The 25,517-nt window shown below is 65.3% G+C and carries 20 protein-coding genes and 2 riboswitches; of the genes, 12 read left to right on the top strand and 8 right to left on the bottom strand.

Annotated features, from left to right (window positions below):
• Positions 1 to 239: 239 nt before the first annotated feature.
• Positions 240 to 1,142, bottom strand: a complete 903-nt coding sequence (gene nadC, locus F791_RS0108885) for a carboxylating nicotinate-nucleotide diphosphorylase (protein ID WP_018994204.1) — start codon at positions 1,140 to 1,142, stop codon at positions 240 to 242.
• A complete protein-coding gene (locus F791_RS0108890) occupies positions 1,132 to 2,523 on the bottom strand; it encodes a sodium:alanine symporter family protein (protein WP_018994203.1) in 1,392 nt (463 codons plus the stop codon). Before F791_RS0108890 ends, nadC begins: the two co-directional genes overlap by 11 nt.
• Before the next feature lie 167 nt (positions 2,524 to 2,690).
• Here F791_RS0108890 and F791_RS0108895 point away from each other — a divergent pair, with 167 nt between their 5' ends.
• The 8 genes from F791_RS0108895 to F791_RS0108930 all read left to right on the top strand — a co-directional run bounded on the left by F791_RS0108895 (position 2,691) and on the right by F791_RS0108930 (position 15,508).
• On the top strand, positions 2,691 to 3,620 hold the full coding sequence (locus tag F791_RS0108895) for a ZIP family metal transporter (RefSeq protein WP_018994202.1): 930 nt from the start codon (positions 2,691 to 2,693) through the stop codon (positions 3,618 to 3,620).
• Positions 3,621 to 3,804: 184 nt separating this feature from the next.
• Positions 3,805 to 3,906: riboswitch (glycine riboswitch) on the top strand.
• A gap of 1 nt (position 3,907) precedes the next feature.
• Positions 3,908 to 4,017: riboswitch (glycine riboswitch) on the top strand.
• A 110-nt stretch (positions 4,018 to 4,127) separates the two neighbouring features.
• Complete coding sequence (gene gcvT, locus F791_RS0108900) at positions 4,128 to 5,225, top strand: glycine cleavage system aminomethyltransferase GcvT (protein WP_018174795.1); 1,098 nt, start codon at positions 4,128 to 4,130, stop codon at positions 5,223 to 5,225.
• A gap of 74 nt (positions 5,226 to 5,299) precedes the next feature.
• A complete protein-coding gene (gcvH, locus tag F791_RS0108905) occupies positions 5,300 to 5,692 on the top strand; it encodes a glycine cleavage system protein GcvH (RefSeq protein WP_012983086.1) in 393 nt (130 codons plus the stop codon).
• 118 nt (positions 5,693 to 5,810) lie between these two features.
• Positions 5,811 to 7,169 (top strand): aminomethyl-transferring glycine dehydrogenase subunit GcvPA, encoded by a 1,359-nt coding sequence (gene gcvPA / locus F791_RS0108910; RefSeq protein WP_018174796.1) that lies wholly within the window; start codon positions 5,811 to 5,813, stop codon positions 7,167 to 7,169.
• A 50-nt stretch (positions 7,170 to 7,219) separates the two neighbouring features.
• The gene (gene tpx, locus F791_RS0108915; RefSeq protein WP_018137939.1) at positions 7,220 to 7,747 is read left to right on the top strand and encodes a thiol peroxidase; all 528 of its coding nucleotides are present in this window, start codon (positions 7,220 to 7,222) and stop codon (positions 7,745 to 7,747) included.
• 71 nt (positions 7,748 to 7,818) lie between these two features.
• On the top strand, positions 7,819 to 9,330 hold the full coding sequence (gene gcvPB, locus F791_RS0108920; RefSeq protein ID WP_018137938.1) for an aminomethyl-transferring glycine dehydrogenase subunit GcvPB: 1,512 nt from the start codon (positions 7,819 to 7,821) through the stop codon (positions 9,328 to 9,330).
• A 216-nt stretch (positions 9,331 to 9,546) separates the two neighbouring features.
• Positions 9,547 to 11,922: a PAS domain S-box protein gene (locus F791_RS0108925; RefSeq protein WP_018648978.1), complete on the top strand. Its 2,376-nt coding sequence runs from the start codon at positions 9,547 to 9,549 to the stop codon at positions 11,920 to 11,922.
• 40 nt (positions 11,923 to 11,962) lie between these two features.
• Positions 11,963 to 15,508, top strand: a complete 3,546-nt coding sequence (locus tag F791_RS0108930) for a PAS domain S-box protein (protein WP_018174798.1) — start codon at positions 11,963 to 11,965, stop codon at positions 15,506 to 15,508.
• A gap of 73 nt (positions 15,509 to 15,581) precedes the next feature.
• Here F791_RS0108930 and F791_RS0108935 read toward each other — a convergent pair whose 3' ends face one another.
• Positions 15,582 to 16,676, bottom strand: coding sequence for a zinc ABC transporter substrate-binding protein (locus tag F791_RS0108935; protein WP_018174799.1), 1,095 nt, complete (start codon positions 16,674 to 16,676; stop codon positions 15,582 to 15,584).
• A 78-nt stretch (positions 16,677 to 16,754) separates the two neighbouring features.
• Between F791_RS0108935 and znuC the strand changes: the two genes are divergently transcribed.
• Together znuC and znuB are read left to right on the top strand one after the other, a co-directional pair.
• Positions 16,755 to 17,585 (top strand): zinc ABC transporter ATP-binding protein ZnuC, encoded by an 831-nt coding sequence (znuC, locus tag F791_RS0108940; RefSeq protein ID WP_012983079.1) that lies wholly within the window; start codon positions 16,755 to 16,757, stop codon positions 17,583 to 17,585.
• Positions 17,582 to 18,403, top strand: coding sequence for a zinc ABC transporter permease subunit ZnuB (znuB, locus tag F791_RS0108945; RefSeq protein ID WP_012983078.1), 822 nt, complete (start codon positions 17,582 to 17,584; stop codon positions 18,401 to 18,403). The genes znuC and znuB overlap by 4 nt, the downstream gene beginning before the upstream one ends.
• A 52-nt stretch (positions 18,404 to 18,455) precedes the next feature.
• Here znuB and F791_RS0108950 read toward each other — a convergent pair whose 3' ends face one another.
• Complete coding sequence (locus F791_RS0108950) at positions 18,456 to 18,947, bottom strand: Lrp/AsnC family transcriptional regulator (protein WP_018174800.1); 492 nt, start codon at positions 18,945 to 18,947, stop codon at positions 18,456 to 18,458.
• 162 nt (positions 18,948 to 19,109) lie between these two features.
• Between F791_RS0108950 and F791_RS0108955 the strand changes: the two genes are divergently transcribed.
• Positions 19,110 to 20,795, top strand: coding sequence for a 2-isopropylmalate synthase (locus F791_RS0108955; RefSeq protein WP_018174801.1), 1,686 nt, complete (start codon positions 19,110 to 19,112; stop codon positions 20,793 to 20,795).
• Between the two features lie 207 nt (positions 20,796 to 21,002).
• On the opposite strand, the gene F791_RS0108960 is transcribed toward F791_RS0108955, so the two are convergent.
• Entirely contained in the window at positions 21,003 to 21,845 is an 843-nt protein-coding gene (locus F791_RS0108960) for an ion transporter (RefSeq protein ID WP_018137932.1), read from the bottom strand.
• A 243-nt stretch (positions 21,846 to 22,088) separates the two neighbouring features.
• On the opposite strand from F791_RS0108960, the gene F791_RS0108965 reads away from it, so the two are divergent.
• A complete protein-coding gene (locus tag F791_RS0108965) occupies positions 22,089 to 22,688 on the top strand; it encodes a bifunctional 2-polyprenyl-6-hydroxyphenol methylase/3-demethylubiquinol 3-O-methyltransferase UbiG (RefSeq protein WP_018174802.1) in 600 nt (199 codons plus the stop codon).
• A 541-nt stretch (positions 22,689 to 23,229) separates the two neighbouring features.
• Here F791_RS0108965 and F791_RS0108970 read toward each other — a convergent pair.
• The 3 genes from F791_RS0108970 to F791_RS0108975 all read right to left on the bottom strand — a co-directional run bounded on the left by F791_RS0108970 (position 23,230) and on the right by F791_RS0108975 (position 25,397).
• Positions 23,230 to 24,306: a transposase gene (locus F791_RS0108970; RefSeq protein WP_018994200.1), complete on the bottom strand. Its 1,077-nt coding sequence runs from the start codon at positions 24,304 to 24,306 to the stop codon at positions 23,230 to 23,232.
• A gap of 532 nt (positions 24,307 to 24,838) precedes the next feature.
• Entirely contained in the window at positions 24,839 to 25,144 is a 306-nt protein-coding gene (locus F791_RS13510; protein WP_081622311.1) for a BrnA antitoxin family protein, read from the bottom strand.
• Positions 25,119 to 25,397 (bottom strand): BrnT family toxin, encoded by a 279-nt coding sequence (locus F791_RS0108975; RefSeq protein ID WP_026182176.1) that lies wholly within the window; start codon positions 25,395 to 25,397, stop codon positions 25,119 to 25,121. The genes F791_RS13510 and F791_RS0108975 overlap by 26 nt, the downstream gene beginning before the upstream one ends.
• Between the last annotated feature and the right edge of the window lie 120 nt (positions 25,398 to 25,517).

The following is a 25,517-nucleotide window of genomic DNA, read 5'->3' on the forward strand; positions in this document are numbered from 1 at the left end:
AGCGAGTTTCAGCGCCGCCGGCCCGAGGGCCCTGGAGCAAGGTCCCCGGGCGGAATCCGGGTGCCCTTCTTTGGGTACTTTCTTGGGCAAGCAAGAAAGTACCTCGGGGCGCGCTGCCGAGTCAGCGCAGGCAGGCGGCCGGACGAAGCCACCGTAAACTCCAGAGGTCGAACCAGGCCCAGCCGGAACGAACGCAGACCGCTTGATAAAGCCTCGCAGCGTGGCTTGGCGTGAAGCGGTTACGAGTCGAGGCGTAGGGAGAAGTCGATGGCGCGGACATGCTTGGTCAAGGCGCCGACCGAGATGTAGTCGACGCCGGTGGCCGCGATCTCGGCGAGGCTGTCCGGCGTGACCCCGCCCGAGGCCTCGGAGATGGCCCGCCCCCGGATGCGCTGAACGGCGGTGGCGAGGTCGTCCCGCGAGAGTTCGTCCAGCATGATCACGTCGGCGCCCGCGGCCAAGGCCTGATTGACCTCGTCCAGGTTCTCGGTTTCCACTTCCACCCAGCGCCCGGCCCCGAGCGCGCGGGCGCGCTCCACGGCGGCCGCGATCGAGCCGCAGGCGGCGATGTGGTTCTCCTTGATCAACACGGCATCCCATAGCCCGAGGCGGTGGTTATAGCCGCCGCCGATGCGCACGGCGTATTTCTGCCCGTGACGCAGGCCCGGCAGTGTCTTGCGAGTATCGAGGATGCGGCTGTGGGCGTCGCCCAGGCGGGCGACCCAACGGGCGGTCTCGGTGGCGGTTCCGGACAATGTTTGCAGCAGGTTGAGCGCGGCACGCTCGGCGGCCAGTACGGCGCGGGCCGGGCCCTCGAGCGTGGCAACGGGCTGTGCGCCCTCGGGTTCCAGCGCGGCGCCCTCGGCTACCTGCCAGTCGATACGGATCTCGGGTGCGAGGCTCGCAAAAACGCGATCGAACCACGCCTGACCACACAGCACGCCGGGTTCTTTCAGCAGCAGAGTGGCGCGGGCGACGCGATCCTCCGGTACCAGTGCCGCGGTGATGTCGCCGGCCAGGGCATTGGGCCCCAGGTCCTCGGCCAGCGCCATCTCGACCTCGCGCACCAGCATGGCCCCGTCTGGCCGTGCCGGGCCCTGGGCGAACGGGTCATGCGGGGCGTGCTGGTGCTCAGCCGTCATGGCGATCGGGCATCGGGCGACCGGAAACATAATCGTCGCGCAGCTTCTTCACCAGCCCGGCCAGCAGGATCAGCGCGATCAGGTTGGGGGCGGCCATCAGGATGTTGGCGATGTCGGAGAAGTTCCAGACCATGCCCAGCGGGATGGTGGCTCCGATGACGATCAGGATCACGAACGCGATGCGATAGGGCATCACCGCACGATCGCCGAACAGGAAGTAGGCCGAGCGGTCGCCATAGTAGGACCAGGCGATCATCGTGGAGAAGGCGAACAGCATCAGGCTGAAGCCGACCACCATCGCGCCGAACGGACCGAGCGTGGTGCTGAACGCGGTGGCGGTCAGCGAGGCGCCGACCACGTCGTCGGCGCGGTCGATGTAGGCGCCGGTGACCACGATCGCCAGGCCGGTCAGGGTACAGACGACGATGGTATCGATGAACGGCTCGAGCATGGCCACCGAGCCTTCGCGCGGCGGATCGCCGTTCTTGGCCGCGGCGTGAGCCATGGCCGAGGAGCCCAGGCCCGCTTCGTTCGAGAACATGCCGCGTGCGACGCCGTACTGGATGGCCAGACCGATCGCGCCGCCGCCGGCCGCCCAGGGGTTCAGCGCCAGGTTCAGGATGGTGGCCACCGCGGCCGGCACGGCCTCGATATTGGCGACGATCACGATGAACGCGCCGATCATGTACACCACGGCCATGAACGGCACGATGGCGGAGGCGATCATCGCAATGCGCTTGACCCCGCCAATGATTACCAGGGCGACGAGCACGGCCATGGTCAGGCCGATGATCAGCGCCATCCAGCCCATGATGTCGTCATCGGCGCGCAGGTTCGGGACCATGAAGGTCAGGCCATCGACTACAGAGTTCGCCTGCACCATGTTGCCGATGCCGAACGAGGCGATCAGGGTGAAGGCGGCGAACAGGATCGCCATCTTCTTCATGTTCAGGCCGTGCAGCAGGGTGAACATCGGGCCACCGGCGATGGTGCCGTCCGGTCCCACTTCGCGGTAGCGCACGGCGAGGGTTGTCTCGGCAAACTTGGTGGCCATGCCGAAGAAGGCGGTTACCCACATCCAGAAGAGGGCCCCGGGGCCGCCGAGGGCAATGGCCGTGGCGACGCCGGCGATATTCCCGGTCCCGATGGTGCCGGACAGGGCCGTGGACAGGGCCTGGAATGGCGAGATTTGGCCAGCGCCCCCGGCACGCCCATCGGTGCCACGCAGCGCGCGCCAGCCCTGGCGGAAGGCGACGACCTGCACCAGTCCCAGGCGGATGGTCAGGTAGAGTCCCGTACCCAGCAGCAGGATCAGCGTGATCGGGTTGCCCCACAGGAGGCTAGCGGTACCACCGAGGAACTGGTCGAGGGTCTCGAGCATTGCGAAGCTCCTTTTGCCGGGCATGCAGGGGGCGCTCCGGGCGAATGTACCGCGCCTTTTCCGCGTTGACGATAGGCAATCTCGAACACCGCAATAGAAAACAGGCGGGAACCGGGTTGAAATCCCGCCTTCTCAACAGCAAAGGGAATGGGTCTCAGGGAATGACTATGACGCAGGATCGACAGGAGCAGATTGACCAGAACACCGAGGATTCGGCCAAGCCCGTTCCGCGGGTTTTTCTGGTCGGATCACTGATCGTACTGGCGGCGTTCATCTGGCTGGTCAGCGTGATCTGGCCGACCCTGGAAGGGCGTATCGCGGACATGAGCACCCTGCAGATCGGTCTGCTGGCGAGCTTTGTTGCCGGTCTGATGACCGCCGTGGGCGCGATTCCGATCTTTTTCCTGCGGCGTATCAGCCAGTCGGTCGAGGACGCGATGATGGGCTTCGGGGCCGGGGTCATGCTCTCGGCCACAGCCTTCGAACTGGTGCTGCCATCGGTGGAGCACGCCGAGGTTCAGTACGGCGGGGTCGGCATGGCGATCCTGGTGCTGTCGGTGGGTATGGCCCTCGGCGGCGGGGCGTTGCTGGCGCTGCACAAGCTGGTCCCGCACGAGCACTTTCACATCGGCCCCCAAAGCGGGGCCGATCCCGCGAAGATCCGGCGGGTGTGGCTGTTCATCTTTGCGATCGCCCTGCACAACCTGCCGGAGGGTCTGGCCGTCGGGGTCGGCTTCGGCGGCGACGATGTCAGCGATGGCATCACCCTGGCGATCGCGATCGGTCTGCAGAACATCCCGGAAGGGCTGGTGGTGGCGATTGCGCTCCTCTCGCTGGGCTACAGCAAGTGGGCGGCATTCGGCGTAACCCTGCTGACCGGCCTGGTGCAGCCGATCGGCGGGTTGATCGGGGCCGGCGCGATCACGCTGATGGAATTCTTGCTGCCCTGGGGCCTGGCCTTCGCCGCGGGGGCGATGCTGTTCGTGATCAGCCACGAAATCATCCCCGAATCGCACCGCAAGGGGCACGAGGCCCAGGCGACCGTCGGCGTGCTGGTCGGCTTCGTCGCGCTCCTGGCGATCGACCTGGCGCTGTAGCGCTGGCGCGGGCTCCGGTACTGTTCTTGCGCGGCGTGTAGTGGCAGCGCCCCTGAGGTTCGGCTTGGGGTGAAGTGGGGCTGCAAGCCCGCCGCCGAAAAGTCGCCGCCAGCCGTCCGGGCTTTCGCGAAGGAGGTATTTGGGTGTACAATTAGTTTCGTCTGCGGGTGCCCGACAATGCCCGCACACCGTTCTGGAAGAGATCTGCGATCGCAAGTCGATTGGCAGACGCCGAAGGCGCAACATCCGCCCGGAATCGCTCAGGCTACCGGACCGGAACGGTGCAGAAGACACACTCTGGAGAGCGGCCGGCGACGGCCCACCGAAGGGGGCGGCCCTGCAGCGAGTAATCGCTGGCACGGCGCAAACTCTCAGGTTTCAGGACAGAGGGGCGGCTGGCAGGTAGACCCTGCTGGCCGCCCTTTTTTTATGCCCCGCGTATACGTAGGGGACGCATCGGGCCGGCAGACGGTCCGTCTCATGAATACGGATGCAAGGCGACAAACGATGAGTCTGAAGAAAACGCCGCTTCACGCCGCGCACCAGCGCGCCGGGGCCAAGCTGGTCGATTTCGCCGGCTGGGAGATGCCGCTGCACTACGGCTCCCAGATGGAGGAGCACAAGATGGTGCGCGCCGGGGCCGGTATGTTCGATGTCTCGCACATGCAGGTCGTCGATATCCACGGCCCGCAGGCGCAGGCCTTTCTGCGCTACCTGCTGGCCAACGACGTCGCCAAGCTGAAGACCGAGGGCCGCGCCCTGTACAGCTGCATGCTGAACGAGTCCGGCGGCGTGATCGACGACCTGATCATCTACTGGACCGGGGGCGACAGCTACCGCGCCGTAGTCAATGCCGCGACCGCCGAGGGCGATATCGCCCACATGCAGCAGGTGGTAAAGGGCTTCGACGCGAACGTCGAGCCGCGCCCGGAGTTCGCGCTGATCGCGATCCAGGGCCCGCAGGCGGTGGAGAAGACGCTGCCGCTGCTGCCGGAAGACCTGCGCTCGGCCGGCGATCTCAAGCCGTTCTCCGCCGTCTGGAACGGCTCCTGGTTCGTTGCCCGCACCGGCTACACCGGCGAGGACGGCTTCGAGGTGATGCTGCCGCAGGCGGAGGCCGACGGCTTCTGGGAACAGCTGAAGGACGCCGGTGTGAACCCGATCGGCCTGGGTGCGCGCGACACGCTGCGCCTGGAGGCCGGCATGAACCTCTACGGCACGGATATGGACGACCAGACCAATCCGCTGACCGCGAATCTCGGCTGGACCATCGCCCTGAAGGACGCCGAGCGCGACTTCATCGGCCGCAAGGCCATCGAACAGTGGAAGGCCGAGGGTGTGCCGGAGCGCATGGTCGGGCTGGTGCTCGAGGGTCGCGGCGTGCTGCGCGGCGGCACCCGTATCGAGACCGCGGCCGGCGACGGCGTGGTGACCTCCGGCAGCTTCTCGCCGAGCCTGGGCGTGTCGGTTGCGTTTGCGCGCATCCCGGCCGCGGTGGACGCCGAGGAACTGCAGGCCGACATCCGCGGGCGCATGCTGCCGGTGCGGGTGGTCAAGCCCGTATTCGTGCGTAACGGCGAGCCACAGATCGAACTGAATCGCTAGCGATTTTATTGCCTCATGCCGCTTGCCACAGACTACACTGCGCAGGCGGGATCCAAACGAAAAAGGAAGACGTCATGAGCGAAGCACCGAAGGATCTGAAGTACACCAAGAGCCACGAGTGGGTGCGCCAGGAGGCTGACGGCAGCGTGACCATCGGCATTACCGATCACGCGCAGGAACTGCTGGGCGATCTGGTGTTCGTGGAGGCCCCGGAGGCGGGCAGCTCGGTCGAGGCCGGTTCCGCCTGCGCGACGGTCGAGTCGGTCAAGGCCGCCTCGGACGTGTACGCCCCGCTGTCCGGCGAGGTGACCGAGGCCAACGAAGAGCTGGCCGACAGCCCCGAGAAGGTCAACGAGTCGCCGTTCGACGAGGGCTGGCTGTTCAAGATGAAGCCCTCCGACGCGAGCCAGCTCGACGCCCTGATGGACGCCGACGCCTACGCCGCGCACGTCGAGGCCGAGTCCTGATCCGACGTTCCCGATGGGTCGGTTCCTGACGGAGCCGGCCTGGCTGGAGCGATAAGGCGCCCCGGGCATCCGGCCCGGGGCCCGATCCGAACTTCGCAGTAGCGAAAGCGAGTACGACATGCCCTTTATCCCGCATACCGAAGAAGACATCCGCTCGATGCTCGACCGCATCGGCGCCGATTCCATCGAGGATCTGTTCGACGAGATCCCGAAAGAACTGCGCGCACCGGCGCTCGAAAAGGTCCCCGAGGGACTGAACGAGATGGCGATCTCGCGTCTGATGCAGGAGCGTGCGGCGCGGGACGGCATGGCGTCCAATTTCATCGGCGCCGGGGCCTACGAGCACCATATCCCGGCGGCCGTGTGGCAGATCGCCACGCGTGGCGAGTTCTACAGTGCCTACACGCCGTACCAGGCGGAGGCCAGCCAGGGTACGCTGCAGCTGATCTACGAATACCAGACGATGATCAGCCGCCTGACCGGTATGGAGGCCTCCAACGCCTCGCTGTACGACGGCGCCTCCGCGCTGGCCGAGGCCGTGCTGATGGCCGTGCGCGTGAACCGCCGCTCGAAGAGCAAGAAGATCCTCGTGCCAGGCGCGCTGCATCCGGATTATCGCCGCGTGATCCACACCCTGATCGGTAACCAGGGCATCGAGCTGGTCGAGATCCCGTTCGACGAGACCTCTGGCCAGACGCCGGTCGAGGCGCTGGCGCCGTTCGCGGACGACGACGTGACCGCGATGATCATCAGCCAGCCGAACTTCTTCGGCATCCTGGAAGATGTCGACGCGCTCACCGGCTGGGCCGAGCAGCGCGAGGTCCCGGTGATCGCCGTGGTCAACCCGGTCTCGCTGGCGCTGCTGAAGCCGCCGGGCGAGTGGGGCGAGAATGGTGTGGACATCGTGGTGGGCGAGGGCCAGCCGCTGGGTGCCCCGCTGTCCTCCGGCGGGCCGTACTTCGGCTTCATGACTACGCGCAAGAAGCACATCCGGCAGATGCCGGGGCGTATCGTCGGCCGCGCCGAGGATGCCGACGGCAAGCCGGGCTACGTGCTGACACTGCAGGCCCGCGAGCAGCACATCCGCCGCTCCAAGGCGACCTCGAACATCTGCACCAACCAGGGCCTGGTGGTCACCGCCGCGACCATCCACATGTCCATGCTGGGTGACGAGGGCCTGACCCGCGTGGCCGAGGCCTGCTACGCCAACACCCACGCGCTGGTGGAGAAGCTCGCGGCCAAGGGCATCAAGCCGCGCTTTACCGGCGAGTACTTCCACGAGGTCGCGCTGGACTTCGGCGGGGACGCGGCGGACCGCGTGCAGGCGATGGCCGACGCCGGCGTGCTGGCCGGATACCAGCTGGGCCGCGACTACGCCCAGCTCGACGGCTGCGTGCTGGCCTGCGCGACCGAGACCAAGACGGATGCCGATCTCGAGCAGTATGTGACGACCTGCGAGCAGGCGAAGGCCGCCTGACGCAGGCCGCACCCGACGCGCCATACACCACAAGCCTGAGGAGGCACGCCATGGCCGAAGTCAAACTGAAGGGTAATCCGATCCATACCAACGGCGATCTGCCGCACGTCGGCTCGCCGGCCCCGGATTTCAAGCTGACGACCAAGGACCTCGAGGACGTCTCGCTCGCCCACTTTGGCGACAAGCGCAAGCTGATCTCGATCGTGCCCAGTCTGGACACCCCGGTCTGTGCCGAGTCCACCAAGAAGTTCGAGGACATGGTCAAGCAGCGCCCGGATCTGGAGATCCTGGTGGTCTCCGCCGACCTGCCGTTCGCAATGGGCCGCTTCTGCGCCGCCGAGAACCTCGAGCGTGTGACCGTGCTGTCGATGATGCGCGATCGCAACTTCGCCAAGGACTACGGCGTGCTGATCCAGGACGGCCCGCTGGAGGGCATCACCGCCCGCGGCGTCGTGCTGCTGGACACCGACAATCTGGTGATGCACGCGGAGCTCGTTTCCGAGATCGGCGACGAGCCGGACTACGACGCCATCTTCAAGGGCCTGGATGACCGGGCCGATTTGAGCCCGACGCAATAAAACACGGGCCATTGGCGGCCGGGCCTCCTGGCCCGGCCGCCTCCAACGAATTCCTGAAGCGAGAAACCGCTATGAACACCACGGAAAACCATCTGATCTTCGAACGTTCGCGTGCCGGTCGCTCGGCCGTGGCGCAGGCGCCTCGTGCGCATGCCACGACTGCCATCCCCGCGAACCTGCAGCGCAAATCGGCCCCCGGCCTGCCTGCGGCCTCGGAGCTGGATGTGGTGCGTCACTACACGCGGTTGTCGCAAAAGAACTTCTCCATCGACACCGAGTTCTACCCGCTGGGCTCGTGCACGATGAAGTACAACCCGCGCGCCTGTAACAGCCTGGCCATGCTGCCCGGCTTCCTGAACCGGCACCCGCATGCCCCGGCCAGCCACAGCCAGGGCTTCCTGCACACCATGTTCGAGCTGCAGGAGATGCTGAAGGACGTGACCGGCATGAAGGCCGTTTCGCTGGCCCCGATGGCCGGCGCGCAGGGCGAGTTCACCGGCGTGGCGATGATCCGCGCCTATCACGATGCGCGCGGCGACAGCGACCGCCGCGAGATCATCGTTCCGGATGCCGCACACGGCACCAATCCGGCCACGGCGATCATGTGCGGCTACGAGGTGCGCGAGATCCCGACGGACGCCATGGGAGACGTCGACCTGGAGGCACTGAAAGAGGCCGTGGGCCCGCAGACCGCCGGGATCATGCTGACCAACCCGTCTACCGTGGGCGTGTTCGAGCGCCGCATCTCCGAGATCGCGAAGATCGTGCACGACGCCGGCGGCCTGCTGTACTACGACGGCGCCAACCTGAACGCGATCCTAGGCAAGGTGCGTCCGGGCGACATGGGCTTCGACGTGATCCACATGAACCTGCACAAGACTTTCTCCACGCCGCACGGCGGGGGTGGCCCGGGTTCCGGTGCTGTGGGCGTTGGCGAGCGCCTGCTGCCGTACATGCCGGTGCCGCACGTGGTCGAGGACGGCGAGGGCGGTTACCGTTTCGCCACAGAGACGGACTACCCCGAGACCATCGGCCGGCTGTCCGCGTTTGCCGGCAACGCCGGCGTGCTGCTGCGCGCCTATGTCTACATGCGCATGCTGGGCCGCGAGGGCATGCAGCGCGTGTCCGAGTTCGCCACGCTGAACGCCAACTACCTGGCGCGCGAACTGGAAAGCGCCGGCTTCGACCTGGCCTATCCCGAGCGCCGTGCGACGCACGAGTTCATCGTCACGCTGAAGAAGCAGGCGAAGGAACTGGGTCTGACGGCCGGCGACGTCGCCAAGCGCCTGCTGGACCACGGCTACCACGCGCCGACCACCTACTTCCCGTTGCTGGTGCCGGAGTGCCTGCTGGTCGAGCCGACCGAGACCGAGTCGAAGGAGACGCTGGACGGCTTCGTCGAGGCGATGGTTGCGATTCTGGAAGAGGCCGGCCGCGACATCGACACCATCAAGGCGTCGCCGCACAACCTGCCCAACCGCCGCTTCAACGAGGTGGCCGCGGCCAAGGCGCTGGACGTGGTGTACCAGGAGCCGAGTACGGATGAAGGCGAGCCGGCCCCGCGTACGGGAACCAGCGGTTAATCCGGTCACGTTCGGTTGTGCTGTCAGGGCCCCCGGTTTCCCGGGGGCTTTTTTTTGCGTGCTGTACTTCTCGATTCTTGCGGGGGTATACGAAAAATTCCGACCCCTGTGGTAGGGTTTAGACCGACTATAAGGATTCATTAACGGGTCCGTGGATACTCCCGCCAGGGGGAGGAAAGGCCAGGCAGGCCTTTTCGAGACGGGCAAGGACTAGGAATGACGGAGATTTGTGCGGCCCACGGCTACGCCGCGCTGTTCGAGCATGCCCCGGTTGGGCTGGCCGAGATGGACACGGAGGGGCGCATCCTGCGCGCGAACCCGCGTCTGGGGGAGATGCTGGCCTGCGACCCTGGGGATCTGGTCGGGGGATGGTTGCGCGAGCGCCTGCTCCCCGAGGATGTCGAGCCCTGCGAGGCGCGGCGCCGTGGTCTGCTTGACGGTGGCTGCCCCAACTGCCAGGTCGAGGTTCGCCTGGTGGACGCCACAGGCCTTGCCCGCTGGGTCGAGATCAGTATCAGCCGTATCCCCGCGACGATTGATAGCCCGGAGGCGCTACTGGCGGCTGTTGCCGATATCGATACGCGCAAGCAGGCCGAGCAGCGTATGGACAGCCTGCTGCATGCCAGCCCCGCGGTGATCTACACCATGGATCCGCACAACCTCGGCACCATGACCTGGCTCAGCCGCAACTCGGTCTCGGTGACCGGTTGGGCCCCGGAGCAGATCAGCTCGAACCCGGACTGGCTGACAACCCACATCGCCCCGGAGGACTATGGCCGCTGCGTCAGCCAGGTGCGGCGCTGGCTGTCCGACGGGGCCCAAGGGTTCTGCCGCCTGAACTACCGCCAGCGGATGCCCAACGGCCACTGGCAGTGGCTGGAGGACCAGATCACCGCCATTCGTGATGCAACCGGTGCGGTGACCGAACTGGTGGGTGCTTTTCAGGATATCGGCGCGCGCGTCGAGACCGAGCGCCACCTGGAAAAGATCGCCCGCAACCTGCCCGGCGTGATTTACCAGTACCGCCAGCACCCCGACGGGCGTGGCTGCTACCCATACGCTAGCGAGGGGATGACCGATATATTCGGGATTGCACCCGAGGAGGCGATGCGCGATGCCGCGGCGGTGTTCCGCGTGATCCACCCGGAGGACGTGGAACGCATCCGCGCGAGCATCGAAGCGTCGATGCGATCGCTGGAACCCTGGTTGCAGCGCTATCGCGTGATGAGTCCCGAACGCGGCGAGACCTGGCTGGAGGGCCACGCGAGTCCGGAGGCTCTGGACGACGGGAGTGTGCTCTGGCACGGCGTGATCCTGGACATCACGCAGCGGGTGCGCGCCGAGCATGCTCTGCACCGAAGTGAGCAGGAACTGGCCCTGGCACAAAGCATCGCGCATGTCGGCAACTGGATCAGTGATTTCCAGAAGCACGAGATTCGCTGGTCGGATGAGGTCTATCGCATCTTCGGGATGGAACGATCCCGCTGGGAGGGCACGCATGGGGCGTTCATGCAGGCGGTCCACCCGGGGGACCGTGAACGCGTACAGGCGGCGGTAGACCGAGCCCTGGCTGGTCTGGAGCAGTTCGATGTGACCCACCGCATCCTGCGGCCGGACGGTACAGAGCGCGTGGTGCGCGAGCTAGCCTCCGTGGAGCTCAGCCCCTGCGGCACGCCCGCGCGCATGGTCGGCACGGTGCAGGATATTACCGAGCAGTATCACCTCGAACAGGAGCAGCGTCTGCTGGCCGCGACCTTCGAGTCCAGCCAGGCCATCTTCATCACGGACGTTGAGGGCACCATCCAGCGTGTGAACGCAACGTTCACGCAGCTCACAGGATATACCGAAGAGGAGGCCGTGGGGGCAAATCCGCGCATCCTGAATTCCGGGCGCCAGGATCGCGACTTCTACCAGGAGATGTTCCGCACGGTGCGTGAGACGGGCCACTGGCAGGGCGAGATCTGGAATCGCCGCAAGAATGGCGAGATCTTCCCCCTGCACGAGGTCGTTACCGCGATCCACGACGATCAGGGCGAGATCGAGTACTACATCGCGATGTTCCACGACATCACGCGGCAGAAAGAACTCGAGGCCGCCCTGGAGCACCAGGCTTTCTACGACCCGCTGACCGATGCCGCCAACCGTGGCTACTTCGAGACGCTCCTGGATCAGGAGGCGCGCCGTGCGCAGCGTTACGCGCATCCCTGCTCGCTACTGCTGCTGGATATCGACCACTTCAAGCGTATCAACGATACGTTCGGCCACGAGGTGGGCGACGAGGTCCTGCGCTTCCTGGTGCATGCCCTGAAGGGTCGTCTGCGCGAGGCGGATGTACTGGGACGCTGGGGTGGCGAGGAGTTTGTGGTCCTGCTGCCCGGAACGGACGCGGAGCGTGGCCAGCATGTGGCCGAACAGCTGCGCGAGCAGGTCACTGCTACGGCATTCCCCTGTGTGGGCCTTGTGACGATTAGTCTGGGGGTTGCGGAGTGCCGCCCCGGTGAGTCGATCAGGGACTGGGTGAAGCGAGCGGACGAGGCCATGTACGTGGCCAAGAAGGGCGGGCGCAATCGGGTCGTGCGGCTGGATGATTGACTACTTCATTGGACCCCGGGCTCTGGGCAGAGTGAGCTGAATGGCGAGCACCGAAGGCGCCGACCCCATTCAATGCGAGCACATTGCAGTAGGCCTGGCCCGCCTCGACGCAGCCGGTGCCATCTGCACGGTCAATGCCCGCCTGGCTGAGTGGCTCGAGTGCTCGCCGGCTGATCTGCAGGGCAGTGCACTGGTGGACTGCATCGCGCCCGAACAGCGGCCATCGCTGGCGGACGCGTTGCAGCGTTCGGCCACATCCGAGGTGACCCTGAGCGTGGACATGCTCGCGCCGGCTGCACCGGAAGGGGCCTCGCTCTCCTGTACGTTGACGCTGGTGCCGGATGACGATGGGCGCGTCGTGACCGTTCAGCGCAGGCCCGGGGGCGATTCTGCAGCCCAGGTCTACGAGCAGACGTTTACCGCCAATACCGCACCGAAGCTGCTGATCAACCCGGCGGATGGCCGGATTGTCGATGCCAACCCCGCCGCGGTGAGCTTCTACGGCTATTCGGCCGACACCCTCAAGGGCATGTATATCCACGACATCAACACGCTGTCGGCGGAAGACGTGCGGGTCGAGATGCAACGTGCGAAGAACGAGGAACGCCGTTTCTTCCGGTTTCGCCACCGTATCCACGGCGGCGAGATTCGGGAGGTGGAGGTGTACTCCGGCCCGGTGGTCCTGGATGGAACCACGTACCTGTACTCGATTATTCACGATGTATCCGAGGCCCGGCGCTACGAGCGCGAACTCGAGTTTTATGGGGGCGTGTTCCGACGCCTTCCGGTGGGGGTCTATCGCAACACGCCCGGGCCGGAAGGCCGCTTTGTCTGGCTCAATCCGGCTATGGTGGCGCTGTTTGAGGCCGAGTCCGAGGCGCAGCTGCGCGCGACGCCAGTGCAAGTTCTGTATCGCGATCCGGATGCCCGCGAGGCATTCAGTCGCGATCTGGAGATGCACGGCCGCGTGGTCGGTCGCGAACTCGACCTGCAGACGCTGCGCGGTCGGGCCTTTCGGGCGCGCGTGACCGCGTATCGCACCCAGGACGAGGATGGACAACCGGTCTTCGATGGCGTGATCGAGGACGTCACCGAGGTGCGCGCGGCCGAGGCCTTTCAGAATCGCTTGCTGGCCAGCCTGGCGGAAGGCGTATTCGGCCTGGATCGTTACGGCCGCTACACCTTTCTCAACCCGGCGGCCTGCCGTCTGCTGGGGTTCAAAAGCGAGGCGGAGGCACTCGGGCGCGATGCCCACTCGACCAACCATCACTCACTGGTGGGTGGGGAGCCCTATCCCAAAGAAGCCTGCCCGATTCTTCGGGTCCTGGAGACGGGCCAGTCGGATGAACCGTGGGACGACTCTTTTGTGCGGGCCGACGGCTCCCATTTTCCGGTGAGCGTCTTTGCGGCGCCAACATTTGATGTGGCCGGTCGGGTCGATGGTGTGGTGGTGTCGTTCCAGGACCAGACGGCCCGGGCGGAAAGGGAAGTACAGCTGAACAAGGCCACCGCCCATTTGCCCGGGGCGATCTACCAGTACCACCTGTATCCGGATGGGCGGCAGGCGTTCACGTTCGTCAGTGATGGGGTGCGGCGCGTGTTCGGGCTCAGCCCGGGGCTGGTTCAGGACAGCGCGGACGCGGCCTTTGCAACGGTACACGCGGATGACCTGCCTCGCATCCAGGCCAGCATGGAGGATTCGGCGCGGTCCTTGGAGCCCTGGCGTGCTCGCTTCCGAGTTCGCCACCCGCTGCGCGGGACGATCTGGGTCGAGGGCCGTTCGACGCCCGAGGCGCGCGCCGGTGGCGTTATCGTCTGGCACGGCGTCATGATCGACATTACCGAACAGGTGGCGATGGAAGATGCCCTGCGCGAGCGTGGCGAGGAGCTGGCCGCTGCACAGCGCATTGCACACATGGGCAGCTGGGTCTGGGATATCCGTGAGGATCGCACCCGCTGGTCGGACGAGGTCTATCGCATCTTCGGCCTCAGGCGGGGTGAGCAGGAAGCCAACTACGCGGGGTTTCTGCAGGCCGTGCATCCCGAGGACCGGCGCGAGGTGGCAAAGACAGTCGAGGCGGCACTGGAGAGCGGCGAATACGATATTCACTTTCGGGCCCTGCGCCCCGATGGACAGGAACGAGTGGTCCATGTACGCGGTGCGGTCGAGTGCGACGACAACGGCAAGCCACGCCGGTTGATGGGGACCGTGCAGGACGTGACCGAGCGGCGCGCCCTGGAGGAAAACCAGCGCCGCCTCGTGGGGATCCTGGAACATACGCCCGACGTGGTCGCGATGCACGGGCCATCTGGCGACATGAAATTCCTGAACTCTGCTGGTCGCCGCTTGTTTGGTCTGCCGCCCATGACGGGCGAACCGTGGACGCCCGAAAACGGCTGGAACACCTGGGGGCTGCCGCCCGAAACCCGCTCGATCGAGAGTGCCGTCCAGCGGTTCCAGCCACCGTGGGCGGCCGAGCGCATCCTGAAAGAGGCCGCTCCGATTGCGATGCGCGACGGGGTCTGGGAAGGCGAGACGGCGATACTGGACGGACAGGGCAGGGAGATCCCGGCTTCACAGGTGATTATTGTTCGCCGCGACGACCAGGGCGAGATCCGGCAGGTCTCGACCATCCTGCGCGACCTCTCGCAGCGCAAGGCGGTGGAGGAGGCCCTGCGCGAGAGCGAGGCACGCTTCCGCCAGCTGGCGGGCAGCGTGAACGAGGTGTTCTGGCTACAGGACGAAGACGGGATCCTGTACGTGAATCCGGCCTTCGAGCGGATCTGGGGGCAAAGCCGGGATCTCCTCTATCGCGATCCGCGTTCGATGCTGGAGGCCGTGCACCCGGAAGACCGCGAGCGCGTGGAACGACGCTTCCTGGACAACCCTTTGAGCGCGGCGCATGTGGAAGACAACTTCCGCCTGCGTCGTGCGGACGGTAGCGAACGCTGGCTACACGTGCATCGTTACCAGGTGCTGGACGAGGACGGGCGAGTGAGCCGAGTGGCGGGAACCGCGGTGGATATCACCGACCTCAAGCAGGTGGAGCTGGAACTACAGCGCGCCAATGCGGAGCTGAAGCGTCAGGCCTATTACGATCGCCTGACCGGTGTGGCCAACCGCCACTACTTCGAAACGCTGCTCAATCGCGAGTTGGCGCGTGCCGACCGCTACGGGGCGCCTTTTGCCCTGGTGATGCTCGATCTCGATCACTTCAAGCGGGTCAACGACACCTTTGGCCACGCGGCGGGGGATGTCGTGCTGCAGGAGGTGACTCGCGTGATCGCGGAACGTCTGCGCGATGCCGACGTTCTCGGGCGCTGGGGCGGCGAGGAGTTCATGGTCCTGCTGCCGGGTGCTCAAGAGGCGGATGCCGCGCGGGTCGCGGAGACCATGCGGGCGCGGGTGGAGGGGCATGATTTCCCGGAGGCCGGCCGGGTCACGATCAGCCTCGGTGTGGCGGCCTTCTGCGCGGGCGAGCCACGTACAGGGTTGTTGCGTCGGGTCGACGAGGCGCTGTATCGCGCCAAGGGCGAGGGCCGCAACCGTGTAGCCGTGGCCGCCTCGGCCGAAGCGATTGGATGAGCCCCGGCGTTTAACCAACCGCGTAGGGTGCGTTGAGCGCAGCGAAACGCACCGCCTTGGCTTGTCCCGCGGGCTATTCCTTACCCAGGCAGCCGGCAAAGCCGTCCGCCATGTTCTGCATCAGTTCGAACCAGGCATCCGGCCCGGGCTCCAGTTCGGCACCGACCGGATCCAGCACGCCGAGCCGTGTATCGGTTCCCTCGGCCACGGTCTCGGCCAGGGCCGGACGGAATTGCGGCTCGGTAAACAGGCAGACCACGTCGCCATCTGCGACCCGTTCACGCAGTTCGCTGATGCGTCGTGGTCCCGGGCTGCGCGAGGGGTCGATGCTGATCGAACCGGCGGCATTCAGGCCGTAGTGCTGCTCGAAGTACTGGTAGGCGTCGTGGAACACGATAAAGGCCTGGTCGCGTACCGGCTCGAGCTGTTCCGCCAGGCGTCCGTCCAGATCGTCGATCCGTTCGAGAAGGGCGTCACGGTTGGCCTCCACGATTTCGGCGCGTTCCGGATCCCATTGCATGAGCTTGTCGGCGAGCTGTTCGGTGATCGAGCGCACCACTGCGGGCGAGAGCCAGATGTGGGCATCGTAGTCGCCGTGATGGTGATCATGGTCGTGTCCATGGGCCTCGTCGTGGTGGCCGTGATCATGGTTGTGGTCATGGCCGTTGTGGCCATGATTATCGTCGGAGTGCCCATCGTCGTGGCTGTGGCCATGGCCGTTGTGATCGTGGTCATGGTTGCCATGGCCGTGATCATCGTCCCCGTGGTCGTGGTGATGCTCCCAGACGCCCCCTTCGCGCGTGGGCTTCAGGTCCAGGTCGAGGTCGTTCATCAGGCTGATAATTTCGCGGTCGCCGGCACGGCGGAGCGGGCGCTCCAGAAAGGTCTCGAGATCCGGGCCGACCCAGACCACCATGTCCGCGTTCTGCAGACGGCGCGCCTCGGATGGCCGCATGGAATATCCGTGCGGCGAAGCCGTGGCGGGGACCAGCAGTTCCACGTCGAAGGCGTCCTCGCCCAGGGCGGCGACGATGCTGTGAATCGGTAGAATGGTCGCGACGATGCGCGGCTTGTCCGCGGCGGCCATGCCCGGGAGCAGGAGGCCCAGGATGGCCAGCAGGCTGACCGTCAGCGAAATCCCGAAGGGGTGGCGCGGGCGCGAGTGCATGGCAGGGTCTCCAGGGTGTCGGATCGGAATTAGAGAACGTTATAGTATATCAACATGAACAAGGGAAGCCCTGCCACCATGTCCGCACCGGAATCGGACCACAGCCCGCTGCTGGACGCCCGTGATATCTCCCTGGAGCGGGGGGGCAAGCTGATTCTCGACCGGGTCTCGGTGCAGATCCCGCCGGCCGAGGTCGCGGTGGTGATCGGCCCCAACGGCGCGGGCAAGACTTCATTGTTGCGTGTGTTGCTGGGCTTGTGGCAGCCGACGCGGGGGCAGGTGAAGCGCCGGCGCGGGCTGCGCATCGGCTACATGCCGCAGCGCCTGCAGATCGAACCGGTGCTGCCGTTGTCGGTGCGGCGGTTTCTGACGCTGCGCCAGCGCGCGCCGAGGGCCGAGCTGCTGGCGCACCTGGAAAGGGTGGGTGTCCCGCACCTGCTGGACAAGCCGGTGCAATCCCTGTCCGGGGGCGAGATGCAGCGAGTGCTGCTGGCGCGGGCGCTGCTCAACCGGCCCAATCTGCTGGTGCTGGACGAGCCGGCGCAGGGCGTGGATATCGTCGGGCAGGGCGAGGTCTTTCGCCTGATCGATGACATTCGGCGCGAGACAGGCTGCGGGGTGCTGATGGTCTCGCATGACCTGCATCTGGTCATGGCGGGTGCAGATGCCGTGATCTGTCTGAACCAGCATGTCTGCTGTACCGGCCGGCCGGAGGAGGTCTCGCGCCACCCGGAGTACCAGCGCCTGTTCCCCACCGCCGATGTGCAAGGCATCGGTATCTACAAACATGACCACAACCATGTCCACGACCTGCACGGCGAGGTGCATGATCTGGACGACAACGGAACGGGCGGGTCGCACGGCTGTGGCCACGCCCACCATCACGGACAGGGAACGCCGAAACGATGATCGAAGCCTGGCTGGATGACTTCCTGTTCCGCGCGGTGCTGGCAGGGCTGATGGTGGCGGCCGTGGCCGGTCCGCTGGGTGCCTTCGTGGTCTGGCGGCGTATGGCCTATTTCGGCGACACGATCTCGCATTCCGCCCTGCTGGGGGTGGCGCTCGGGTTCCTGCTGGGGACGAATCTCAACCTGATGGTGACCATCGTCTGTGTCGCGATCGCCGTGCTGCTGGTGATCCTGCAGCGCCGTCAGGAGCTGGCTTCGGACACCTTGTTGGGGATCCTGGCGCACAGCGCGCTGTCGCTGGGGATTGTGGCGGTCACCTTTATCGAGGGCCTGCGGGTGGACCTGATGGCCTATCTGTTCGGCGACATCCTTGCGGTGGGGACGAATGACCTGCTGGCGATTGCCATAGGCGGCGGCATTGCGCTGTTGCTGCTGGTGCTGCTCTGGCGACCGCTGCTGGCGCTGACGGTGCACGAGGAACTGGCGCGGGTCGAGGGTGTGCCGGTGCTGGCCGTGCGCCTGGGGCTGATGCTGCTGATCGCGCTGGTGATCGCGGCCGCGATGCAGGTGGTCGGCGTCTTGCTGATTACGGCGTTGATGATCATTCCGGCCGCGAGTGCCCGGCGCTTCGCGTCGACGCCGGAGCAAATGGCGTTCCTGGCCGGTGTGATCGGCATGCTGGCGGTGCTCGTCGGCGTCTGGGGTTCGTTCCAGTACGACACCCCGACCGGGCCGACGATCGTCGTCGCTGCGATGCTGGGCTTCATCCTCATTCACCTGCTGCCCGCGCGTCTGCTGCCCCAGTTCGGCGGGCGCTGAGGGAAGCGCTGAGCCATCGGAGCCGTTTCGGAGGGAGGGTCGCGGCCCGTCGTCAGTCGCGGATGTAGTCCAGCGGCAGCGAGGTGCGGTCCACCACCCGGCGCAGGACGAAGCTCGAGTGCACCGAATCCACCCCCTCCAGCCGGGTCACCCGCCGCAGCAGGAAGTCCTGATAGGCGTCCATGTCCGGCACGACGACCTGCAGCATGTAGTCCGCCGATTGCCCGGTGATCAGATACAGGTGCTGCACCTCGGGGTAGCTGGCGATCGCCTCCTCGAAGCGTGCGAAGCGCTCCGGGGTGTGGCGGTCCATGCCGATGTGGATCAGCGCGGTCAGTTCCAGCCCCAGGGCGCGCCGGTCGAGCAGGGCCACGCGCCGGATCAGGATGCCGGCCTGCTCGAGTGCCCGAACGCGCCGCAGGCAGGGCGAGGGGCTCAGCCCCACGCGCTCGGCGAGGGCCTGGTTCGACAGGCTGGCGTCCTCCTGCAGGATCTCCAGGATGTGACGGTCAAAGCGGTCGAGCTTGTGCGGTCGCGGTTCCATGGTGGAATATTGCGCCAGATAGGCTATTTAAAGCAATAAACAGCCTCTTATCTCCCGCTATATGCGAAAAAAGCAAGGTTCTGTCCGCGCAAATTCGTTAGGATAATGTGCAAGTGGACCAATCGCCGCGACGGAAAGCCGCGGCCCCAGGAGAGAATCAAGATGGCCTTCGATCACACCAAGTACGCCCCGTTCCCGCCGATCGACAAGGCGGACCGCCGCTGGCCGGCGCAGCGCACCACGGTTGCGCCGCGTTTCTGCGCGGTGGACCTGCGCGACGGCAACCAGGCGCTGGTGCACCCGATGAGCGTCGAGCAGAAGATGCGCTTCTTCGAGGTGCTGGTGGATATCGGTCTGACCGAGATCGAGATCGGCTTCCCCTCCGCCTCGCAGATCGACTACGACTTCACCCGCCGTCTGATCGAGGAGGACCGGATCCCCGAGGGCGTGTACGTGCAGGTGCTGACGCAGGCGCGCGAGGATCTGATCCAGAAGACCTTCGCCGCGCTGGAGGGCGCGCCGCGCGCGGTGGTGCACGTGTACAACTCCACCAACCCGGCGCAGCGCGAGCAGGTCTTCCGCATGGACCGTGCCGGCATCCGCGGCATCGCCGAGAACGGCGCGCGCTGGGTGCGTGACTATGCGGCGAAGTATCCGCAGACGGACTGGATCTTCCAGTATTCGCCGGAGAGCTTCTCTACCACCGAGCTGGACTACGCGGTCGAGGTCGTGGATGCCGTGAACGCGATCTGGCGCCCGGACCAGGGCCAGAAGGTCGTGATCAACCTGCCGGCCACGGTCGAGTCGGCCACGCCGAACGTGTTCGCCGACCAGGTCGAGTGGTTCTGCGACCATGTGCAGTACCGCGAGCACTTCTGCGTGTCGCTGCATACGCACAACGACCGCGGTACCGGCGTGGCCGCGGCCGAGCTGGGCCTGCTGGCCGGGGCCGACCGTCTGGAGGGCACGCTGTTCGGCAACGGCGAGCGCACCGGCAACATGGACCTGGTCACCGTCGGCATGAACCTGTATTCGCAGGGGATCGACCCGACCATTGACCTGTCCGACATGGAACGGCTGATGGACGTGTACAAGGAGTGCACCGACATGCCCGTCCATCCGCGCCACCCGTGGGCCGGCGAGCTGGTGTACACCGCGTTTTCTGGCAGCCACCAGGATGCGATCCGCAAGGGACTGGCGCACTACAAGGAGAAGGGTGGCCACTGGAACGTGCCGTACCTGCCGATCGACCCGAGCGATCTGGGCCGGCGCTATGAGGAGGTTGTGCGCATCAACAGTCAGTCCGGCAAGGGTGGGGTATCCCACGTGCTGGAGCGCGACTACGGCATCGAGCTGCCGCGCTGGCTGGCGATCGAGTTCGCCCGCATCGTGCAGAAAGACGCCGAGACCTCGCAGGTCGAGGTCTCCTCGCAGCGCATCCACGAGCTGTTCGAGCAGCACTATCTGACGCCGGTCGCCGGCTGGGATCTGGTGCGCTACGAAATCGAGAAGGAAGGCCCGGTGGTACGGCTGGACGCGACCATGGGCCCGCCCGGGCGCGAGTCGCGCCTGCAGGGCGAGGGCCACGGCGCGGTCGAGGCCCTGACCGCCGCGATGAAGGCCGACCGGGGGGTCGAGGTCAAGGTGAGCCACTTTGACGAGCACGCGATGGAGTCGGGCACCGAGGCGCGCGCCATGGCCGCGGTGGACGTGCAAGTCGACGGCGAGCGCTCCGTCGGTGTCGCGCTGGGCGAGGACACGACCGCCGCTACGCTGCAGGCCGTGCTCAATGCGACCGGCCGCCGCCTGGGCGAACGCACCGCCGAGCCGGCCGCCGCCAGCGCCTGATCCAGCGGCCCCTGCGCGTTCGAGGACGCGTAGGGTGCGTTGAGCCTCGCGAAACGCACCGGTCGCAGGCGCGACGCGGCATTGATGCAATTCGCTGCGCTCATTGCATCCTACGGATTTCCGTGGGCCCCGAGGGCAAGGGCATCCCGGACCGTGTGGGAGCGTGCTCGCACGCGAACCGTGCGCACGCCGTCCCCCGTCAGGCCGTCACTTCACCCGCTTCTCCAGCATGCTCTGCATGCGGATGAGGCGTTCCTGAAGCTTGACCGTCTCCTGCTGCAGCTCGTGGATCTCCGAGTGCAGCGCCTTGTTCTCCTCGTGCACGCTGTCATGGATCATCTGCTGCTCGATCTCGATTGCGCGATCATGCATGCGCTGCATCGCGTCCACGATGATCGCGATGAACAGGTTCAGCACGGTGAACGTGGCGATCAGGATGAATGGCACAAAGAACGCCCAGGCCCAGGGGTAGATCTCCATCACCGGGCGTGCGATGTCTTCGGACCAGCCTTCCAGTGTCATTACCTGGAACAGGCTGTACATCGAGGCCCCGAGCGTCCCGAATTTTTGCGGGAACGAGTCGCTGAACAGCCCGGTCGCGATGATCGCGAACACGTAGAAGATCAGCACCAGCAGGCCCATGATCGACACGATCCCGGGGATGGCCCGCAGGAGCGCCTCCACGATAAAGCGCAGTTTGGGCACCATCGATACCAGGCGCAGCAGTCGCAGCACGCGCAATACCGAGAACGGTCCGGAGGCCGGGATGAGTGCGATCCCCACCACGAAGAAGTCGAAGACATTCCAGGGGTTGCGCCAGAAACTCAGGCGATAGACAAACAGCTTGGCCAGTACCTCGGCCGTAAAGATCGACAGGATGACGGCGTCTGCCGTGAGGATCACCGGGCCCATCCAGCCCATTACGGTATCGGACGTCTCCAACCCAAGCGTCACGGCGTTCAGCAGGATCAGCGCGATGATTGCGCGCTGGGTGAGACGGGCTTCGATAAAATGCTCGAGGCGCTGGCGTAGCGAGGTCGGTGCGCTCATGGCGGTTCTGGACTCTGGTGGTTCGCTGGTGGTTCGACATTTCGGCGGCGCGGCGGGCTCGCCGTGGACCAGTCCGGAAAGGCGTGCAAGAGTAGGCGAAACTCCGCTTTCCGGCAATTGGCTGGCAGCCGCGAACCCGCCCACAAAGTGGGTGTCCCTTAGCTGCGCAGGGCAGGTGCTCGCCCACAAAGTGGGTGTCCTGCACATACTTGAGGGCAAGGAACCAACGGGTGGAGTCGATTGATGTGGGATGAACGGTACGCCACGGATGAGTATGTCTACGGTACTCGGCCGAACGATTTCCTGGCCGAGCAGATCTCGGGGGTTCCGCCTGGGAAAGCTCTTTGCCTGGCCGAAGGTGAGGGACGAAACGCGGTCTTTCTGGCCGAACGTGGGTTCGGTGTGCTGGCGGTGGATAGTTCGTCAGTAGGTCTGGAGAAGGCCGAGCGTCTTGCGACGCAACGTCATGTCGCGATCCGGACGGAAGTCGCGGATCTGACCGACTACAGTATCCAGCCGAACCGTTGGGACCTTGTCGTCTCGATTTTCTGCCATCTGCCGCCCGATACTCGGCGTCGGCTACATCGGGAGGCGGTCGCTGGCTTGAGGCCTGGCGGGCGTTTCATTCTGGAGGGGTATACGCCGGCGCAACTGGCCCTGGGAACCGGGGGACCGCCTACCGAGGCACTTATGATGAATCTGCCAGAGCTGCGTGATGAACTGACCGGCCTTGAGTTCATTCATGCGGTCGAGGTCGAGCGTGACGTGGTTGAAGGTGTTTTTCATACGGGCCGTGGTGCTGTCGTGCAGATTCACGCATGCAAGCCCGCCGAGTCCGGTTGATCCACCGCGGAGGCCTGGGCCTTGGGTTGGGTGCCCCGCAAAGTCCCTGTGCAACTGCTGACGCCCTTTCAGTGACGGTGACTCCGGTTTAGTGTCTATCCACATCTCGGGGGCAACGGCTTCCGGGGCAATGCGCCAGGGACGTCGCTGCCATGTCCGTCGCCGCACTCTCCCCTGATTCTTCAGCAGAGCTAGGCTAAGCGCATTGCCTGGTGTTCAGCCTGCAATCGAAAGATAAAACAATCGTTGCTCTGTTGGAGGAAGTACCGCTCAGTCGGCGCATAGGGCCGTTCGACGAAAAACGGGAAATACATCTAGAAATTGGCAAACGATGTGCTACTTTCAACCGCGAAGGCAGGGATGCCTTCGCTAGAGCCGCCCAGGAACGGAAGCCCGGGTGGCTCTTTCTTTTGGGGCCCACGTGAGCCCCACTAAGGCCTAACTCGCCAACAGTGCCGCGGAACAACGTGGATCGAACCGGCCGCGAGCGGCCCAAACAACCGAAATTCATCCATGCCAAGTCGACGTCCTGCGCTCGGGTTCAAGCAGCAGGGCGGGCGAACAGCGCCCGCGCCATGGAGATTCCTCGGAGGTAGCGGCACTGTCGACGTTCGGCGAGGCTCACCAACTGCTCCGGTGCGCCAATGGCCGAGCCGAACGCGCGCAATAGACGGCTGGATCGCCGGATAAAGGCTTCGGCATCCATGCCCAGCTGGTCGAGCAGGCGAGGGCGGTGCGCGGGAATCGATCCTCGTTTCGTCGGATGTACGCAGCGCCCCAATGTGTCCGTCAGCTCCAGGTAATCCTCGAACGCAAATGGGATCGCCGGTTCGAACTGGCCGCTTGCATCAAACGGCATCAGTGGCGCGCGGGGAAGCGATCGCAGCTCAATTTCGGGGCGTAACGTCCCCGGTGCACTGCATGCCCCGGGACGGTGGGAAATGTTGCTGGGCGCGCACGCCGAATCATCCTCGGCCTCCGGGCGGATACGCCGTTTCAGCGAAGTGTGGTCACACTCGTGCAAGGCTTCGGCCATCCCGGCACGGACCGGATTCAAGTCCACGTAGCTCATGGCCGCCAGCACGGCTGCGTCATCCAGCAGGGCCTGACTCTTGAAGCGCCCCTCCCAGAATCGTCCCTTGACGCCTTCCTCCTCGTTGGCCTGTCGTGCGATGGATTCATTCAGCACACGCATGAACCACGACAGATCTGCCAGCCGGTTCCGATACGTTTGGGCGTACTCCTCGACCCGGCGTAACTGTGCGTCGCACATCGCTTTCCGACGTGGAGACAGATACTGCCTGACCAATTCGGGGCCCGAGAACAGCCGCGTCCAGCGAAGCAGGACGGACTCGGTGTCCAGTGAGGCTGCGCGTTCAGGGCCCAGCCGTACCACCACATGGTAGTGATTGCTCATCACGGCATAGGCAGCCACATCGATGGCGAAGATCGCGGCCAGCTCCAGGATCCGCGTCTCGATCCATTCGCGGCGATGCTCGAAGTTGTGTCCGGACACGCGATCCTCGCCGCAGAGAAACGCGCGCCGAACGCAGCGTGAAACGACGTGGTACCAGGGCGTGTCCTCGACGGAGACGAGGGACGAGCGGGGTTGGGTCATTGTGGACTCCTTCCATGGAATCGGACGATTCAGAACCTAGATGCGATCAGCCGCGATAGCAAGGGCCTGTCTTGAGAAAGTGGGTGTCCTACGATGCCGCAGTTTATTCCATCCAAAAGTACCGCCTATGGCGCAAAAACGACCGTTCGGCGGCCTCTTCGGTGTGCAGCTGGAAATCCACGAGGCTCGTGCTAGATTGTGCCCTGGGGCAAGGAAGCCCCTAGAGGGTCGTCCGGGAAGGGAATCCGCGGGCGGCCCTTTTGCGTTCTGTGCCCCGGCAATATCTGGTCACAAGCCTGGAGCCCCTGGGGGCGCCGCAAAGCGGTGTCGTCGTAGTCTCGGTGCCCCGCGAGCGGTCGTCTCTGATCATTTCCTGAAGGCGCTGCATCCAGTAGCCATCCCGGAAAGCGCGCAGCGGTTATCCGGGGCCTGACCGAGGGGCCGTGTAGCGTGGAGGAAAGTGGGTGTGCCGCAGATGCCACCGCGATGTCAGTTGGTCATGCCATACCGCGGCCGCCGCCGCAGCCGGGCACTAACGACTATTAGACGTCGCGCTATGGTCCTTGAGCCAGTCCTTCAAAGCCGAGTCCATTCGCGTTTGCCAGCCCTTTCCTGTAGCGCGGAATGCCTCCACGACGTCGGGCGACAGACGGATCGTGATGCGCTCTTTAGTCACAGGTAGAGGCGGGCGACCCACGCGTCGCAGGGCTTTCGTCTCGTCTTCGGAAGGTTCCCGGGTCTCTGGGTCCGCATCGATTCCGGCCTGAATGGACGACTCTTCGTCGGCGTCGTTCAAGACGACCCGACGACCGCTACGTAGCGTTAGTGATTTGGACATAACGCACAATCTCCCGGTTGTTGGCTTTGCGCAGGCTGATGATCCGCCGCACGGATGATCGATCGGTGAATACGACGCAATACAAGCGTTCGCCCATCAAGGCGTACCCGAACGTTCGCCGTTCGCCGTAGCTTTTCCGTCGGTCTTCCATGGCCAGGAGCGTATCCCATTCGAGCCCGAGGGCATCGCCGAGTGAGACCCCGTGTTTCGCCAGGTTCGCAGCGTCCTTGTCTGCGTCAAACTCGATCCCTATCAAATTATTGTATGTACATTAACTTGCGAGTGCATTTGGCGAGGCGGATTAGCCGCGGACCCTCGGGCTATCCCGGTCGTCTGGCAAGGCATAACACGCCACGGCGAACACACCGGCGGA

This window comes from Thioalkalivibrio sp. ALRh (genome assembly GCF_000381425.1).
GTDB lineage: Bacteria > Pseudomonadota > Gammaproteobacteria > Ectothiorhodospirales > Ectothiorhodospiraceae > Thioalkalivibrio.